Source organism: Clostridium sp., assembly GCF_034179595.1.
GTDB lineage: Bacteria > Bacillota > Clostridia > Clostridiales > Clostridiaceae > Clostridium.
Map to the genome: position 1 here is coordinate 52,290 of NZ_JAXFPT010000027.1, position 17,617 is coordinate 69,906.

Consider the following 17,617-nt stretch of genomic DNA (forward strand, 5'->3'; position numbering starts at 1 on the left):
TTTTCCATTAGAAAGGTGGTTTACTATGAATAAATATATAGAAAAATTAATTTCTTTATTATTAGTAGTGCTTATATTACTATTAGCATTTAATCACTTTAATGTAATACAATTTTCTGAAGTTTTAAGACATTCATTTTCATTTATAACATTTATTTTAGTTATAATTTCGTCATTTTCAGTTATTAATGGAAGAAAACCAGTTGCATATAAGGTTGTAAATTATATAATCTTAATCAGTGCTATAATTGGTGGAATATATGCAATAATAAGCTCAAAGCTAAATATAAGCATATATATCTGCCTTTTATTTAGCATTGCATATGCTATTGTAGATATGTTATACAAAAGAGCTTAACGCAAACTTAAATTCTTTTAATCATAATCGTTATAAAACAGTAATAGACTTAAATATAACGATTATAGATAGGAGGATTTTATGAAATCTAAAATATATAAAGCCTGTACAATCATTTCTGCAATAATATTTATTTTTTTCTTAATTATTAGATGCACTATCCATTATTTTAGTGTTAATGAAGTAAAAGGCAACATAGCTTTTTTATCTTCAAATCAATTTAATGGTAGACTATGTGGAACTGATGAAAATGAGCGAGTTTCAAACTATATATCTCAAGAATTTAAAAAATTAGATCTTAAGCCTCTAGGTGATAGTTATACTCAAGGCTTCCAAGTTGTAGCTCCTTTTAAAAATAATCAATCTCCAATACTTGAAATAAAAAAAGATAATAAATCTATCAAAAAATTTAGGTATGGAGTAGATTTTAAAGAAGATATGCTTAATTTTAGCGTTTCAGATATAACTCTTTCTTCTGAAGATAATTTAAACATATTTCCTTCTTCAATCTCATTTAAAAAGGGAGGGAATTTATTTTTACTTTACGTAACTAAAGAAGATAACTTTAAATTTAGAAGTTCTTTTGTACATGAATCACCAGTATCTTTTGCTATAGCAATTACCGAGGATGTATATCATGAAATAATTTCAAGTATTAAAGATAACTCTGAAATATCAATAGCACTTCCTTATACCTTAAAGACAACTGAAGTTTATAATGTAGTTGGTAAAATTGAAGGAAAAGATAAGAATAATCCTCCACTTATACTTACTGCTCATTTTGATCATTTAGGTTCTGATTGTTTAGGAAACATATATAGCGGTGCCCTTGATAATGCTTCTGGTACATCTTTTTTATTAGAACTTGCTAGTTATTTAAAAAGTTTGCCAACACCTAATAGAGATATAATCTTTGTTGCTTTAAATGGGGAGGAATTTGGTCTTATAGGTTCTAATGAATTTGCATCACAATATAAAGATACCTTAAAAGATGCTAAAGTTATAAATTTTGATATGATTGGTGCTGAAAACTTCCCTATAACTTTTATGAGAGGGGAAAAAAATATTGAAACTGAATCATCTCTTCTTACTGATCTTGAAAATGTCTGTGAAAAATTAAATTTAGAATCTAATGTTAAATATGAAGATTCTAGCGATCATGCTAGCTTCGTAAATAATGGCTTTGATGCACTTACTATTACTCATAGTGATACAAGTAGAATTCATACACCAGATGATACTATAGAATTTATATCTAAAGATGCTATATCTTCTGCTTATGATTTATGTAACGAATATATTATTAATAATAGTTATAATTTATATGCAAAGATATTAACTAACGATATGCTTCATATAGCTTCATTTATTATCTTTCTAATGTTTATTGGTTATCCAATTTTAAAGAGAGTAGATAAATATAAAAAGGCTAAGTAAATTACTTTCAAAGCTAAAAAGACTGTGTTTTAAAACACAGTCTTTAATCATTTTACAATTGTCTTAAATATAATAAGCTATATCTTCAATGCTATGTTTATAATTACTAGCTAATTCTTTTAATGTAATAGAATCAAAATAATCATTAATCTTTTGATTTATAACATTCCATAGATTTTCATAAAGATATTCTGTAAGTTGATCATTATCTTTTTCATTATCTATTAAGACTAATTTTCCTTCAAGGCTTCTTAAAATTTCACCAACAGTAATAGTTTTAGCATCTTTAGCTAAAAAATATCCTCCTTGTGGTCCTTTCTTCCCTTCTATTATTCCGTCTTTTCTAAGTGAAGAAAAGATTTGCTCTAGATACTTTTCTGATATCTCTTGTCTTTTAGATATAGATTTTAAAGTTACAGTTTCGCAAGAAGCATACATATATATATCAATTAATGCTTTTAACCCATATCTTCCTTTTGTTGAAATTTTCATATAATCACCATTCCCTAAAAGCTATTTCCTTAATTATTCTTATGATTATTATTTTCCCCATAAAAAATCTTTTTGTCAATAGCATTGAAACTATTACCAACGGCAATTGCTGTAACCATAGTTCCATTTACATTAAGCATTGTACGTGCCATATCAAGAATAGGATCTATTGCAAGAATTCCTCCTATAAGTGGGAAGTAGCTTCCCATTCCCATACCTGAAATTGTAACTGATACTGAAACTGTAGCAGTTCCTGGTATACCTGCAATACCAATAGAACCTATAACAATTATTACAACAAGCATCACATAGAACGAAAAATTCATAGATGTTCCTGATATATTAGCTATAGTAACTGCCATTAAAGCTGGATATATAGCCGCACATCCGTTCATTCCAGCATTTGATCCAATACTTCCAACAAAACTTGCTACACCATTATCTAAACCAACATTTTTAGTTAAAGTTTCTATTGTAACTGGCAATGTTCCAAGGCTTGAACGTGAAGTAAATGCAAGTATTAATGGTTCCATAACATTTTTTATATAAGTAATTGGATTTAAACCATTTATTGCAACTATTATAAGATGCACTATAAACATTAGTATTACACTTACATAAAGGGCTACAATAAAGTTAATCACTCCAAATATTGCTGAAAGACCTCTACTTGCAATTGTATTAGCTAATAAAGGAACTACTGCATATGGCATAAACTTTATTACAGTCATAGCAACACTTACTATTATTTTATATGATCCTTCAACAAAATCTTCAACTGTTTTTACTTTTTCAATATTTGATTCTGATAATCTCTTTATTGCTATACCAATAAATGCTGCAAAAATTACAACTGCAACTACATTACCTTCTGCCATAGCTTTAATTGGATTTGATGGTAGAAGTGCTCTTATTGTATCAATTATTGAAGTTACTTCCTTCATTTCTGAAGTTGCTTTAACTACTTCAAGGCCTACTCCTAAATTAAATAAATTTCCTATAACTATACCAATTATTGAAGCAATTGTTGTTGTTAAAAGTAAAATAAGTATTGTTCTAAATGTTAATTTTCCTAAGTTTTCACCATTTTTCATATCAACTATAACTTTTATTATTGATATGAAAACTAGTGGAACAACTAACATCTTTAATAAATCCATAAATCCATTACCGATTAATCCATACCAACTAGCTGTTTCTTTTACCCAAGAAATTTCATCTGGATTATTTGGAAAACCTGCAACTACTTGCACAATTCCACCAAGAACAAGTCCTGATATTGTTGCTATTATCATACGTTTTGAAAAACTTGCTTTATTACGTTCAAATCTTCTGATAATAAAAAATACTCCTATTAAGAATAAAACAAATAATATCGTTTTAAAATTTGTAATCATTAAAAAATCTGAAAGAAATACATTATTCATAAATCCTAAACTCTCCTTTTTATATATTTCCTATATGTTTTATAGGTTTTATAATTTTATATTAATATAATATATTGTTAGTGGCTCTATGTCAATAATTAATATTAACTTTTTTTAAATAAAAAAGACATAGCAATTACTTATAAATTACTATGCCTTTAGCATAAAAATATAAAAGTTAATTTTTAGATACTATCATAAGTTATACAAACAGGTTTTCCACTCTTTGGTTCTTCTATTATTTCTGCATCTATATTAAATATTTCTTTAAGATTTTGATTTGTCATAACTTCTTTAGGTGTTCCTTCGCATACTATTTTTCCTTTTTTAACACCTATCATGTGATCTGCAAATCTTGCGGCATTATTTAATTCATGTATTACCATAACAATTGTTCTGCCTTGCTTTTTATTTAATTCTTCTAACAACTTTAATATATCTAGTTGATGTGCTAAATCTAAATATGTAGTTGGTTCATCTAATAATAACATATCAGTTTCTTGAGCTAAAGCCATAGCTATCCAAGCTCTTTGTCTTTGCCCTCCTGAAAGCGCATCTATAGTTCTATCCTTAAATTCTGATATTCCTGTAACTTCTAATGCCCAATTTACTATATCATGATCTTCTTTACTTAAACTTCCAAATCCTTTTTGATGTGGAAATCTACCATAAGCTATAAGCTCTTGTACTGTTAATCCATCTGGTGCTTTTGGGCTTTGTGGTAATACAGCCATCTTTTTTGCAAGCTCTTTTGAACTTTGCTTGTTTATCTCAGTTCCAGCTATATATATTTCACCACTTTTAGGCTTTAATATTCTAGCTAATGTTTTTAATATAGTGGATTTACCACATCCATTTGCTCCTATTATTGTAGTTATCTTGCCTTCCGGTATACTTAAATTTAAATCTTTTACTATATCTACATTTCCATATGAAATATTTAGATTTTTTGTAGTTATTACGCTCATATCTTTATAATTCTCCTTTCAACAATATCTTAAGTTTAATCATTTAGCATTAAATAAATGAAGTATGGTACCCCTATTATAGAAATAACTATTCCAACAGGGATTTCTATAGGTGCTAATAAGTTTCTTGATATTGTATCAGCAATTAATATAATTAACGTTCCCATAAGTGCTGATATAGGAATTAAATTTTTATGTTTAGGTCCTACTAATTTTCTAGCTATATGTGGTGCTACTAAACCTAAGAATGAAATACTTCCAGCTACTGAAGTTGCAACCCCAGCTAATATTACAGCATATATAAGAAGTCTTCTTCTTTCTTTTTCTACTGCAATACCTAATCCTGTAGATATTTCATCACCTAAATTTAAAACATCTAAATATCTTGATTTATATATAACTAAAGCTGAAAACACTAATATAAATGGAGCTACTGCAATTACATATTTCCAATTAGTACCCCATATACTTCCTGAAGTCCAAGCCATTACCCTATTAAATTCTTGAGTTGTAAATTTTAATTGAAATATAGTTAATAATGACGTAAAAGCTATATTAATCCCTATACCTACAAGAAGCAATCTTGAAGGATTTATGCCCTTTTTCCATGATAATATATAAATTAAAAATGCTCCAAATATAGCACCTAAAAGTGCAACAATTGGCATAGTAAATATAGTTAAATTACTTATCCCATCATATACATTTCCATTCATAAAATATATATACATTACAACAAATAATGCTGCACCTGAATTTATACCAAGTATACCAGAGTCAGCTAAATCATTTTTAGTTACACATTGAAGTATTGCCCCAGCTGTTGATAGAGCTATTCCAACTAACACAGCTATTATTATCCTCGGTAATCTTATATTTAAAATTACAATTTCATTACTTCTTGTTCCTTGTCCAATCAATGTTTTAAGCACCTCTATAGGCTGTACTTTAAATGATCCAATATTTAAACTAACTAAAATAGTTGTTATTATTAAACCTATTAATATTACGGCTGTAAGGAGAGTTCTTTTCTTCTTTAAAATATTTATCATTTATTTTTTCTCCTTTCTAACAAGGTATATAAATATAGGTACACCTATAAGTGCTGTAAGTGAACCAATTGGTGTTTCGTAAGGTGGGTTTATCATTCTTGCTATAATATCACTATAAACTAATAAAGCTCCGCCAAGAACTAATGAACCTGGTATTATATATTTATAATCAGAACCTACTATACCTTGTACTATTTGAGGAACTATAAGTCCAACAAATACAATATTTCCAGCAACTGATACAGATGCTCCTGTAAGTATGATTACTATAAATATAGATATTGCTCTTATTACATTAGTTTTTTGACCAAGTCCTATAGCAACCTCTTCACCAAGACTTAGTATTGTTATTTTAGGTGCCATTATTATTGCAGCTATCACTCCAATTATTCCAACTACAAATAATAATTTAACTCCTTCCCACTTTGCGCTTACTAATCCCCCTGATATCCAAAAGCTTAATTCTTTAGATAAGTTAAAATACATAGCTACTGCTGTTGCTAAAGAAATTAATAAAGTTCCAAGAGCTGTTCCTGCAAGAGCAAGTTTTACTGGATCTACCTTTTTATTTACTCTAGAACTTATAAGATATACTAAAACACCACTTATACTTGCACCTAAAAACGCAAATATTATAAGACCAAAACTGCCTATTATTATATTTGGCATCATCTTTTGTAATACAAGTGCAATTGCTATAGCAAACGTAGCACCTTGAGTGATTCCCATTATTGATGGATCTGCAATTGGATTTCTAGTTACACCTTGCATTATTGCACCAGAAACTCCTAAAAAACCACCAACTAATACTGCTGCAAGAGCTCTAGGTATTCTTACATCTCTAACTATTGTCATATTTACATCATCTGAACTTTGAAATAAGCTTTTTACTATAGTTTGTATACTTATTTCTTTTGCTCCCATTGATATAGACAAGCCTATTCCAATTATCAATATAATCGTTGCTAAAATCATAAATAAACAAATTTTAGTTTTTCTATTTAAGTTTTTCAACATCTTCTCCTCCTAAAAATAAATAAAACAAGGTGTGAAAATATGTTATATCACACCTGTTTAAAAAAACTATTTTGTTAGTTCATTTTTTATTGATTCTAATAGCATTTCTCTTCCAATTGGATTATATCCTTGAGTAAAATATGGACTAGCATCAAGAATTGTTACATTTCCGTCTTTTACTGCTCTTGTATTATTCCATACCTTACTCTTTGCTAAATCTTTTTTATCAGCTTCTGTTGCAATAACTGCAATGTGATCAGCATCTATTTTAGTTAAACCTTCCATTGTTACAGTAGGTAATGTTATGCTATCTTGTTTTGGCATATTAGCTGGTTTTGCAAGTCCCATATCATCATAAATTATTGATCCAATTCCTGCATTACTAAACACCATGAATTGTCCTGAAGTTGATAATAAAGGTAAATATGTTTGATTTCCGTTCTTAGCTTTTATTTCTTCTCCAAGCTTTTTAGCTTTTTCATCATAGCTTGCAAGCCATTTTTTAGCTACATCTTCTTCATCAAATATCTTAGAAACATCTGTTAATTTTTGTCTCCAATCATTTGCATAATCTTTAATCATTACAACAGGTGCAATTTCTTTTAATTGATCATATATTTTTTCTTGTCTTTCGCTCATTATTATTAAATCTGGATTAGTGCTTAAAATTGCTTCTATATCCATAGTGTCCATCATTGAATGTCCTACTACTTTAGCATTTCCAAGTTTATCTTCTATGTATGATGGAACTTTTGTAGTATCATATGAATCTATATTAGCTGTTCCTACTGGGGTTTTACCTAATATAATTAATTCTTCGCTACTTCCTGATATATCTACTATACGCTTAGGATCTGCTGGTATCTCAACATCTCCTTTAACTGAACTTACAGTTCTAGTTTCATTTTCACCTTTAGATTCTGAATTATTATTAGAACATCCAGCAAAAATTCCGAAACTTAACATCATTACTGCAAGCAACAATAAAGATTTTGTTTTTTTCATAATTATCCTCCTCATTACTATTTTTATTGATAATAATTATCACTCTCTAAATTTATAGTTAATATTTTATTATATGCATATAAAAAAGTCAATATTTTTTAAATAATTTATTAATGCAATTTTTTCCTAAAAATAATGATATTTTTATCTAATTATTGTCTATAATTAAGTTTTAAAAGAATTAATAAAAATAAGATTTAATTAATATGTATATTAATATATAATAAATTTAATATTTACTATAAATTTTTAAAGGGTGTAAAAATAGATGACAAAACCAACACATTCATCAGGAGGATTTTTAATTGCTTTAATCACATTAAATGCATTTATAATGAATTATCTGATTAAATATAATATTAGTTATGGATTATTATCAATAGCAATCTATTTCTATGCTTCTCATATTGGATCATTATTTCCAGACATAGATATGAAAAATTCTTTTATAAGTAAAAGCCACCCTCTTATTCATAAAATCTTTGGCAAACGCTTTAGACATAGAGGCTTTACACATAGCTTATTAGCTATGATTATCTTATACATATTCATTGAAAAATTTATACAAATTAGCAATGATGATATAATCATTGTAAGTATGTGTTATGGATTTTTTATAGGCTATGCTTCACACTTAATATTAGATTTAATTACAAAAGAAGGGATAGAATTATTATATCCATTCAAAAAGAATATTAGTATATTCTTTATTAAAACTAATTCAAATGGAGAAAAAATTTTTAATAGATTTCTAAAATTTATAATTTTAATCTATATTTTTTATAATATATATTTAATAACTAAGAATGTATTTCATATTGATATATTAAGTAACTTGAACTTAAATAAATTCTAAAAAGCTTATTTAAAAATCTAATAAAAAAATGTATCGTAAATAATTTACGATACATTTTTTAATAAATAATATATTATTATCTTTAAATATTTAAATCACTTGCAAGATATGAATTTATAAATGAGTCTATTTCTCCATCCATAACAGCTTGAACATTTGAAGTTTCCTCTCCTGTTCTATGATCTTTAACCATATTATACGGATGGAATACATATGATCTTATCTGATTTCCCCATCCCATATCTTTAAGTTCTCCCGTTAAATCTTCAATTTTTTCTTTATGTGCTCTTTCTTTAAGTTCTATAAGCTTAGACTTTAACATATTCATTGCAGTTTCTCTGTTTGATATCTGACTTCTTTCATTTTGACATTGAACTACTATTCCTGTTGGAATATGTGTTATTCTAACTGCTGATTCTGTTTTATTAACGTGTTGACCACCAGCTCCACTTGCTCTATAAGTATCAATCTTTAAATCATCTTGCTTAATCTCTATATCTTGATTTTTTGTAAGCTCTGGAAGAACTTCAACAGATGCAAATGATGTTTGTCTTTTTCCATTTGCATTATATGGAGATATTCTAACTAATCTATGGATTCCCTTTTCTGCTTTTAAGTATCCATATGCAAATTCTCCCTTTACACTTAAAGTTACACTTTTAATCCCAGCTTCTTCACCTTGAATTAATTCTAAGGTTTCAACAGAAAACCCTCTCTTTTCGCACCATCTTGTGTACATTCTTAAAAGCATTTCTGTCCAATCATTTGCATCAGTTCCACCAACACCAACATGTAAAGTAAGTATTGCATTATTTTTATCATATTCACCTGATAAAAGCATTTCTATTTTATAATCTTCAATTTCTTTTTCTAAGAATTTAACAGATGAAATTATTTCATTTATTGATTCTTCATCATTTTCTTCCATAATTTCATTTAAAACTTCTATATCTTCAATCTTTGTTTCTATAGCATTAAATCTTTCTAATTTAGACTTTAAAAATTTGCTTTCTTTAGTTAATTCCTCTGCTCTTTTTATATCATCCCAAAAACCTGGTTCTTGCATATTTAAATCAAGTTCTATGATTTGTTTTTCTAATGCTTCCTTGTCAAAGTGAAGCCCTCATTTCCTCTATATTTGACTTTAAACTTGGCATTTTAGCTAATGCTTTTTCAAGTTCTATTCTCATCTTATCACCTCTATATCAATTTTAATAAAGCATCGTTACCTTAAGATAACGATGCTCAATTTAGTTTTTAAACTTCTCTTCCACAACAATTTTTATATTTCTTTCCACTTCCACATGGACAAGGTTCATTTCTACCAACTGTAACTTCTTTCTTAGCTGGTCTTCTTCTTGAAGAAGTTTCTTCTCCTTGACCTATATGTGTAGCTCTAGTTTCTTTAGCTACTCTTTCTCTTTCTTCTGGCGCTTTTTCTATTTGAACATGGAATAGATATTTTACAGTATCTAACTTAATTGATTCTATCATCTCTTCAAACATAGCACTACCTTCCATTTGGTATGCTTGAACAGGATCTTGTTGTTTAAATGCTCTAAGTCCGATACCTTGCTTTAAATGATCCATATTATCTATATGATCCATCCATTTAATATCAACATTCTTTAAAAGAACCACTCTTTCTATTTCTCTAAGCTTTTCTTCTCCAAATTCAGCTTCCTTACCTCTATATATTTCTAATGCTATATTTATAAGCTTTTCTTTGATTTGTTCATTTGAAAGATTTTCTAACTCTTCAATTGTAACTCTGTTTGCTGGAACACAAATATCATCTAAATAAAGAATTAAATTCTTAAATTCATCTTGATAATTTTCTTCTATTCCAGTAATGTGTGCATCTACAGCATTATTTATTACTTCTTTTATCATTTCTTCTATTTGTTCTTTTAAGTTTTCACCTTCAAGAACTTGACTTCTTTGCTTGTAGATTATTTCTCTTTGCATATTCATAACATCATCATATCCTAGAAGATTTTTTCTGATATCGAAGTTATGACCTTCAACTTTCTTTTGAGCACTTTCTATTGATTTTGTAATTATTTTACTTTCAATAGCATCATCTTCTTCAAGTCCAAGTCTATCAACCATAGCATGAGTCTTTTCTGACATAAAGATTCTCATTAAATCATCTTCTAATGAAATAAAGAATGTTGATTCCCCTATATCTCCTTGTCTTCCTGAACGTCCTCTAAGCTGATTATCTATTCTTCTTGATTCATGTCTTTCTGTACCAATTATCTTAAGTCCGCCACGTTCTAATGCACCTTCTCCAAGCTTGATATCAGTACCTCTACCTGCCATATTTGTTGCAATTGTTACTGCTCCAACTTCACCTGCATCAGCTATTATTTCTGCTTCTTGTTCGTGATACTTAGCATTTAAGACTTTATGCTTAATACCTTTTTTCTTTAATAAGGAAGATATTATTTCTGATTTTTCAATACTTGAAGTACCAACAAGTACCGGCTGACCTTTTTCATGAGCTTTTCTAATTTCTTCTACTATAGCATTGTACTTACCTCTAGCAGTTTTATATACTATATCATGATTATCTACTCTTTGAATTGGTCTATGTGTTGGAATTACTATAACATCTAATCCATAAATTTCTCTAAATTCATTTTCTTCTGTTAAGGCTGTACCTGTCATACCTGATAACTTATTGTACATTCTGAAGTAATTTTGGAATGTTATTGTTGCTAAAGTTTTTGATTCTCTTGCAATTTTTACTCCTTCTTTAGCTTCAATAGCTTGGTGAAGACCATCTGAATATCTTCTACCTTCCATAAGTCTTCCTGTAAATTCATCAACAATTATAACTTCGCCATCTTTAACCATATAATCTTTATCACGTTTCATTACATAGTTAGCTTTTAATGCTTGAGTTACATAATGTTGTAATTGCATATTTTCAGCATCTGCATAGTTTTCTATTTTAAATGCTTTCTCTGCTTTTTCTATACCTTGTTCTGTAAGCATTGCAGCATTTGCTTTTTCATCAATTGTATAATCTTCTTCTTCAATTAATGTCTTAACAAAATAATCTGCAACTTTATAAAATTCTGTTGATTTTTCTCCAGCACCTGAAATTATAAGTGGAGTTCTAGCTTCATCTATTAAAATTGAGTCAACTTCATCGACTATAACAAAGTTTAATTCTCTTTGAACTCTTTCTTCCTTATATACGACCATGTTATCTCTTAAATAGTCAAATCCAAATTCGTTATTTGTTCCATAAGTTATATCAGCATTATATGCTTCTCTTCTTTGATCATTATTTAAATCATGAACTATAACATCTGTTTTAAGTCCTAAGAACTCATAAATATTATTCATCCAATCTCTATCTCTTGCAGCTAAGTAATCATTAACTGTTATTACGTGAACCCCTTTACCTGATAAAGCATTTAAGTATGCTGGTAATGTAGCAACTAATGTTTTACCTTCACCAGTTTTCATTTCAGCTATTCTTCCTTGATGAAGGACAATTCCACCTATCAATTGCTCTCTATAATGCTTCATCTTTAATACTCTCCATGAAGCTTCTCTTACAACAGCAAATGCTTCTACTAGTAAATCATCTAAGGTTTCACCATTTTTATATCTTTCTTTAAACTCTTCAGTTTTACCCTTTAATTCTTCATCGCTTAGTTTTTCCATAGTTGATTCTAGATTTTCAATTTTATCAACTAATGGCTTTATCCTCTTAACTTCTCTTTCGCTATACGTTCCAAATAAAGCTTTAAACATTCCCATATTTTCATCCTTCCAAACGCCCAAAATTTAATAAGCATTTTTTTCTTATATCTTAGTATACTTTTATAAATTATACCATTTATAAATAATATATTTCAACTTTATCATATTTTTATTGAATTTATTCATACTTTAACTTAAAAACTCCATAAAGTATATGAAAATTCATTACTTTATGGAGTAAAATTTCTTAATTATATAATTTTAATGTTTAAACATATTCAGGTTCTAATAAACCATAGTTTCCATCTTTTCTTTTATATAATACACTTACATTATTTGTATCTGCATCTTTATAAACAAAGAAGTTATGTCCTATAAGTTCCATTTGAAGAATTGCTTCATCAACATTCATAGGCTTAACTGCAAATTTCTTTGTCTTTACTAATTCCCCTTCATAATCTTCATCAAAGTTATCAGTTGCAATTTCTGAGAACTTTAATTGATTATTTATTCTTTTAGAAAGCTTAGTTTTTTGTTTTCTAATTTGTCTTTCTAATTTTTCTTCTACCCTATCTATTGATTTATACATATCATCTGTTATTTCTTCTGCTCTAAGCAATACTCCATTAAATGGAATTACAACTTCAACTTTGTGTCTATTCTTTTGCACTGTTAATGTTGCTTTTGCTTCTACATTTCCTTCAAAATACTTATCAAGTTTTGATACCTTTTTTTCTACCATATCTTTTAAAGCAGGAGTTAATTCAATATTTTTTGTTATTAATGTTACCTTCATACTTCCAGCTCCTCTCATTTTCTAAGATAAACTTAGAACATCTCAAATATAATTTATATTTACAATTATATTTTAAACCTCTTATTATGAAAATACAAGGTAATTATGGTGTTTATAGGTAATTTTCATTGCATATTTAATTTAAATATAAAAAAAGCACTAAAAACTTAGTGCTTTTTTTATAAAGTTAGCTGACCTGGTTTTTGCCCCCACACTCGCCTACTGGAGCTTTCGCTACCCGGAATTAACCTCTCACTACTAACACTCTCAAGTTTAAACTTGGTAGGACTTACTTCTATACCGCACCATGCTCACTAGAATCTTTGCCTAGCTTACGTGGATCGCTTTGCCTGCGACTAGCATCGACTTTCAACCACAGACCTAACTTCACATTAATATTATATACGACTTTTAGCAATAGTCAATATCTTTATTTCATTTGCACCATTTTCTTTTAAAGTTTTTATACCCTCATTTATTGTTGCTCCTGATGTCATTACATCATCAATCAATATAAATTTCTTACCTTTTATATCACAATTATTTTTTATACAAAAAGAACCTTTTACATTTTCTAATCTTTCACTTCTACTTAATTCTTTTTGAATCTTTGTTTCTTTTGCTTTAATTAATGTTTCCATATATCTTAGTCCTAGATTCTTAGAAAGGATTTTAGCTATATATTCACATTGATTAAACCCTCTTATCTTTTTTGATTTTTTACTTATCGGTATATATGTTAAAATATATTCTTTATCAATATTAACTAGCTTTTCTTCTAACATATTTGCTAATATCTCACCAGCTAAAAAATCTTTTTTAAATTTAAATAAATGAATCAACTCTTTAAGAGCTCCTTTATAATATCCATAACATTCATCTTCGGTGCAAAGCTTTATTGTTTTTAGGCAATTTTTACATATACCCTCTTCCTCTTCTATTTCACATACTATACAAGTTGATGGACAAGGAAATAGTATTTGTAATATGCTTTCTTTTAAATAATCTAATAACTCAAGTAGTTTCCTTCCCATATATTTTTATTAAAACTCCTAGTTATTTTTCTTGCCTCTTCTATATTATCTGTTTCTTCATTGCAAACTAAAATAACTTCTGCAAACTCATTATGTTTTACACAGACCTTACTACACATAAACAATATTTTTTTATAATTTATCTGTTTATTGTCAGCTGATAATACAATTATTCCATCTACATTTGGAGTTTTTAATACTTCTCCTATATTATTTGTTATTAGAAATATTGACTTATCTTTAATATTAAATACATTACTTTTAAATTTATAATCAGTAGATTTAATTAATTTAACCCCATCTAAATTAATTATATTTTTGTAGTAATCATATACCGTATTTATATCTTCTTTATTAGGCACATACGTTATAACATTTTTATTGTTGTTTCTATACCATAATATATATTCATACAGAAAATAAGGAATATCTTTTTTTAAATCTATTCTAGTTGTAATAACTCTAGGTTCTATAATCATATCATTTTCTCTTATAGCTATAATATTATTATACTTATCGTAATTTATTGGAGAATATATTATTATCTTATCAGAATATTTTTTTAATTTTTCACATACTCCACGAAAATTTTCTTCTGATAAGTTTAAATATGATGTTATATCATCTAGTATTATAAAGTCATACTTTCTATTTATGTTATATATATAATCATAATTCATAAATACAAGCCTTTTATCTAATATATCTTCTTTCGTATATGCCCAATATTTATGTTCTTTTCTTCCTATATAAGAAATTAATCTTTTATCAACATTAGAATTTCCCCAGATATATAATACATTTCCTTGTTTATTACATATAATATCTTTAATTAAACCATAAAGTACTTTATTGCTTTGAAGTGGTTTTCCTAAAATCATCAAAATTTCTTCTTCATCTTCTAGATAATTTTTTATCGTTTTTTCTAAATAACTTAATTTTTTACTAGCTGAATTAATCAAATAACCAACTCCTAAATCTAGTCATCTATAATATCACTTTGTATAATATCCTTTATTCTATATTGTAATGATGAATATCTGTCCATACTTTTAGTATTGCTAACCATATATTTAAGTGCCTTAGGCATTCCAACAACAACTACTAACTTCTTAGCCCTTGTTATCCCTGTATATAGAAGATTTCTATTCATAAGAAATGGTGAACCCATAAATGCTGGAATTATAATTACTTTAAACTCACTTCCTTGGCTTTTATGAATTGTTATTGCATAAGCAAGTTCTAGTTCGTCTAAATAAACGTAATCATATTTAACCTTTCTCTCATCATCAAATATGACAGTTACTATTTTTGCCTCCTCATCTATACTTTCTATAAAACCCATATCTCCATTAAATACTCCAACGCCTTTATCATCACCTTCACCTGAAATCCTGGTCCATTTAAGAGAATAGTTATTTTTAGTTTGCATAACTTTATCCCCTTCTCTAAACACCATTTCCTTTACCTTTTTTTCTTTTTTATAAGATTCAGGAGGATTTAATACTTCTTGAATACGTTCATTCATATTTAAAACTCCAAGTGTTCCTTTTCTCATAGGCGTAAGTACTTGTATATCCCTTAGCTTATCCCAATCTGTGTTGAATTTTGGCAATCTCCTATTTATTAAATCTATTATGGTTGTCATTATACTATCTGTATCATCTTCTTTTATAAAATAAAAATCATTTCCCTTTTTATTAAGATAAGGCATTTCACCACTATTAATTCTATGCGCATTAACTGTAATTAGACTTTCTGCACCTTGCCTAAATATTTCTTTTAATCTAACAACCTTAATTAAAGAGCTATTTATTAGATCCTTAAGAACATTTCCAGGTCCTACTGATGGTAATTGATCAACATCTCCAACTATTATTATTCTTGTACCAAGTTTTATTGCCTTTAATAAATTATGCATTAATAATACATCAATCATTGATGCCTCATCTATTATTACAACATCTGCTTCTAATGGTTCTGATTCACCCTTACCAAATAATGATTTATCATCTTCATCACTTGAAACACCCATATCTAATAACCTATGTATAGTTTTAGCTTCTCTTCCTGTAGATTCACTCATACGCTTTGCAGCTCTACCTGTTGGTGCACCAAGTAGAACCTTCATTCCATTTTTTTCATATATATCGATAATACATTTTATTATTGTTGTTTTACCTGTTCCAGGACCACCTGTTATTATTTCTATTCCTTCTGAAAATGCTGCAAGTATTGCTTCTTTTTGAGATTCAGCAAGTTTTATATCATACTTTTTTTCAAATAATTCTATCTCATAAGGTACATCTGTATTTATAGTTTGAAATTTTTCTATTCCTAAAGTTATTATTTTATTTGTTATACCAAGTTCACAATAATAATAAGGAAGTGTAAATACAGCTTCTTTACCATCTATATTTTCTGATATAATTCTTCCTTCTAAAACTGCATTATAAATGTTTTCTTCTACAATCTTAGGATCTACAACTAATGTTTCACAAGCAGAAGATATAAGCTTATCTTTTGGCATATATGTATTTCCAGCTGCACAAAATCCATTTATAACATACTCTATACCGCTTTTTATTCTAAATGGAGATTCTGCTTCTATTCCTAAGCTCATAGCTATTTTATCTGCTGTCTTAAATCCTATACCTGATATTTCTTTGCATAATATATAAGGGTTATCTGAAACTATATCCTTAGCACTTGGTCCAAACTTTTTATATATCTTTAAACATTGATTATTGCTAACTCCATGAGCTTGGAAAAACATTATTATATCTTTTAAATCTTTTTGTTCTATATAAGATTCATATATTATTCTAAACTTTTTCTTACCTATGCCTTCAACTTCCATAAGTCTTTCAATATTATTTTCCATAATATCAAATGTCTCTTCACCAAAATGAGCTACTATTTTCTTTGCAGTTATAGGTCCTATTCCGTATATTATACCTGCACTTAAATACTTTTCTATTGCCTCAACTGATGTAGGTAGTATTTCTTCAAATTCTTCTATTTTAAATTGTTGTCCAAATTGTTTATGAACAATCCAATTTCCTTTTATCTTCACATTTTGACCATCTTTTATAAAAGGAACCACTCCAACTGCTGTAATTGTCTCCTTATTTACATTTATCTTTGAAACTGTATAGCCAGTATCGTCGCTTCTAAAAACAACATCCTCAACAAAACCAATAATAGTTTCCATAGCATCTCTCCAAATCTTATCTAATTATTTTCTGTTTTCTTGTATCATAATTATATCATAGAAGGTTAAATTTTTAGTTTATATATATCTTAAAACTAATCCTTAAATTTATGTAGATATCATATATTTATAAAAAAGTAAATTTTAGAATATCCTAAATCTGATTTCCTATAAATAAGCATTAAATTTAAAAGAGGACTTTTCTTTTTATTGAAAAGTCCTCTTTAAATAATATAGT

15 protein-coding genes are annotated in these 17,617 nt (G+C 27.7%); 3 read left to right on the forward strand and 12 right to left on the reverse strand.

Features of this window, described 5'->3' with window-relative positions:
* Positions 1–25 precede the first annotated feature (25 nt).
* Together SPJ33_RS03370 and SPJ33_RS03375 are read left to right on the forward strand one after the other, a co-directional pair.
* Positions 26–358 carry a hypothetical protein gene (locus SPJ33_RS03370; RefSeq protein WP_321116563.1) on the forward strand — a complete coding sequence of 111 codons (333 nt, stop codon included), beginning with the start codon at positions 26–28 and terminating at the stop codon, positions 356–358.
* An 81-nt stretch (positions 359–439) separates the two neighbouring features.
* On the forward strand, positions 440–1,795 hold the full coding sequence (locus SPJ33_RS03375; protein ID WP_321116564.1) for a M28 family metallopeptidase: 1,356 nt from the start codon (positions 440–442) through the stop codon (positions 1,793–1,795).
* A gap of 63 nt (positions 1,796–1,858) precedes the next feature.
* Here SPJ33_RS03375 and SPJ33_RS03380 read toward each other — a convergent pair whose 3' ends face one another.
* From SPJ33_RS03380 to SPJ33_RS03405, 6 genes are all read right to left on the reverse strand, one after another.
* Entirely contained in the window at positions 1,859–2,287 is a 429-nt protein-coding gene (locus SPJ33_RS03380) for an Rrf2 family transcriptional regulator (RefSeq protein ID WP_321116565.1), read from the reverse strand.
* A 29-nt stretch (positions 2,288–2,316) separates the two neighbouring features.
* Positions 2,317–3,714 carry a cation:dicarboxylate symporter family transporter gene (locus SPJ33_RS03385; protein WP_321116566.1) on the reverse strand — a complete coding sequence of 466 codons (1,398 nt, stop codon included), beginning with the start codon at positions 3,712–3,714 and terminating at the stop codon, positions 2,317–2,319.
* A 185-nt stretch (positions 3,715–3,899) separates the two neighbouring features.
* Positions 3,900–4,682 (reverse strand): ABC transporter ATP-binding protein, encoded by a 783-nt coding sequence (locus SPJ33_RS03390; protein WP_321116567.1) that lies wholly within the window; start codon positions 4,680–4,682, stop codon positions 3,900–3,902.
* 35 nt (positions 4,683–4,717) lie between these two features.
* Entirely contained in the window at positions 4,718–5,734 is a 1,017-nt protein-coding gene (locus SPJ33_RS03395) for an iron ABC transporter permease (RefSeq protein ID WP_321116568.1), read from the reverse strand.
* Positions 5,735–6,709: an iron ABC transporter permease gene (locus SPJ33_RS03400; protein WP_321116591.1), complete on the reverse strand. Its 975-nt coding sequence runs from the start codon at positions 6,707–6,709 to the stop codon at positions 5,735–5,737.
* A gap of 108 nt (positions 6,710–6,817) precedes the next feature.
* Positions 6,818–7,756 carry an iron-hydroxamate ABC transporter substrate-binding protein gene (locus tag SPJ33_RS03405; RefSeq protein WP_321116569.1) on the reverse strand — a complete coding sequence of 313 codons (939 nt, stop codon included), beginning with the start codon at positions 7,754–7,756 and terminating at the stop codon, positions 6,818–6,820.
* Between the two features lie 268 nt (positions 7,757–8,024).
* Here SPJ33_RS03405 and SPJ33_RS03410 point away from each other — a divergent pair, with 268 nt between their 5' ends.
* On the forward strand, positions 8,025–8,612 hold the full coding sequence (locus tag SPJ33_RS03410) for a metal-dependent hydrolase (RefSeq protein WP_321116570.1): 588 nt from the start codon (positions 8,025–8,027) through the stop codon (positions 8,610–8,612).
* Between the two features lie 82 nt (positions 8,613–8,694).
* Here SPJ33_RS03410 and prfB read toward each other — a convergent pair.
* From prfB to SPJ33_RS03440, 6 genes are all read right to left on the reverse strand, one after another.
* Positions 8,695–9,802 (reverse strand): peptide chain release factor 2 gene (prfB, locus tag SPJ33_RS03415; RefSeq protein WP_414627201.1). Its coding sequence is split into 2 segments (ribosomal slippage): positions 8,695–9,723 and positions 9,725–9,802, totalling 1,107 coding nucleotides; the frame shifts between segments, so codons are not numbered across the junction.
* Positions 9,803–9,869: 67 nt separating this feature from the next.
* Entirely contained in the window at positions 9,870–12,392 is a 2,523-nt protein-coding gene (gene secA / locus SPJ33_RS03420) for a preprotein translocase subunit SecA (protein ID WP_321116592.1), read from the reverse strand.
* A 211-nt stretch (positions 12,393–12,603) separates the two neighbouring features.
* Positions 12,604–13,131: a ribosome hibernation-promoting factor, HPF/YfiA family gene (hpf, locus tag SPJ33_RS03425; RefSeq protein ID WP_321116572.1), complete on the reverse strand. Its 528-nt coding sequence runs from the start codon at positions 13,129–13,131 to the stop codon at positions 12,604–12,606.
* 398 nt (positions 13,132–13,529) lie between these two features.
* Complete coding sequence (locus SPJ33_RS03430) at positions 13,530–14,165, reverse strand: ComF family protein (RefSeq protein ID WP_321116573.1); 636 nt, start codon at positions 14,163–14,165, stop codon at positions 13,530–13,532.
* Positions 14,138–15,127, reverse strand: coding sequence for a hypothetical protein (locus SPJ33_RS03435; RefSeq protein ID WP_321116574.1), 990 nt, complete (start codon positions 15,125–15,127; stop codon positions 14,138–14,140). Before SPJ33_RS03435 ends, SPJ33_RS03430 begins: the two co-directional genes overlap by 28 nt.
* Positions 15,128–15,144: 17 nt before the next feature.
* A complete protein-coding gene (locus SPJ33_RS03440) occupies positions 15,145–17,379 on the reverse strand; it encodes an ATP-dependent RecD-like DNA helicase (protein ID WP_321116575.1) in 2,235 nt (744 codons plus the stop codon).
* Positions 17,380–17,617 lie beyond the last annotated feature (238 nt).

What these genes read in the sequence shown, in the direction of transcription:
- SPJ33_RS03395 (WP_321116568.1), bottom strand. Translation starts at nt 5,734, where the DNA reads ATGATAAATATTTTAAAGAAGAAAAGAACTCTCCTTACAGCCGTAATA.
- SPJ33_RS03390 (WP_321116567.1), bottom strand. Translation starts at nt 4,682, where the DNA reads ATGAGCGTAATAACTACAAAAAATCTAAATATTTCATATGGAAATGTA.
- SPJ33_RS03370 (WP_321116563.1), top strand. Translation starts at nt 26, where the DNA reads ATGAATAAATATATAGAAAAATTAATTTCTTTATTATTAGTAGTGCTT.
- SPJ33_RS03440 (WP_321116575.1), bottom strand. Translation starts at nt 17,379, where the DNA reads ATGGAAACTATTATTGGTTTTGTTGAGGATGTTGTTTTTAGAAGCGAC.
- SPJ33_RS03380 (WP_321116565.1), bottom strand. Translation starts at nt 2,287, where the DNA reads ATGAAAATTTCAACAAAAGGAAGATATGGGTTAAAAGCATTAATTGAT.
- SPJ33_RS03400 (WP_321116591.1), bottom strand. Translation starts at nt 6,709, where the DNA reads ATGATTTTAGCAACGATTATATTGATAATTGGAATAGGCTTGTCTATA.
- SPJ33_RS03405 (WP_321116569.1), bottom strand. Translation starts at nt 7,756, where the DNA reads ATGAAAAAAACAAAATCTTTATTGTTGCTTGCAGTAATGATGTTAAGT.
- SPJ33_RS03430 (WP_321116573.1), bottom strand. Translation starts at nt 14,165, where the DNA reads ATGGGAAGGAAACTACTTGAGTTATTAGATTATTTAAAAGAAAGCATA.
- SPJ33_RS03385 (WP_321116566.1), bottom strand. Translation starts at nt 3,714, where the DNA reads ATGAATAATGTATTTCTTTCAGATTTTTTAATGATTACAAATTTTAAA.
- SPJ33_RS03410 (WP_321116570.1), top strand. Translation starts at nt 8,025, where the DNA reads ATGACAAAACCAACACATTCATCAGGAGGATTTTTAATTGCTTTAATC.
- SPJ33_RS03375 (WP_321116564.1), top strand. Translation starts at nt 440, where the DNA reads ATGAAATCTAAAATATATAAAGCCTGTACAATCATTTCTGCAATAATA.
- hpf (WP_321116572.1), bottom strand. Translation starts at nt 13,131, where the DNA reads ATGAAGGTAACATTAATAACAAAAAATATTGAATTAACTCCTGCTTTA.
- secA (WP_321116592.1), bottom strand. Translation starts at nt 12,392, where the DNA reads ATGGGAATGTTTAAAGCTTTATTTGGAACGTATAGCGAAAGAGAAGTT.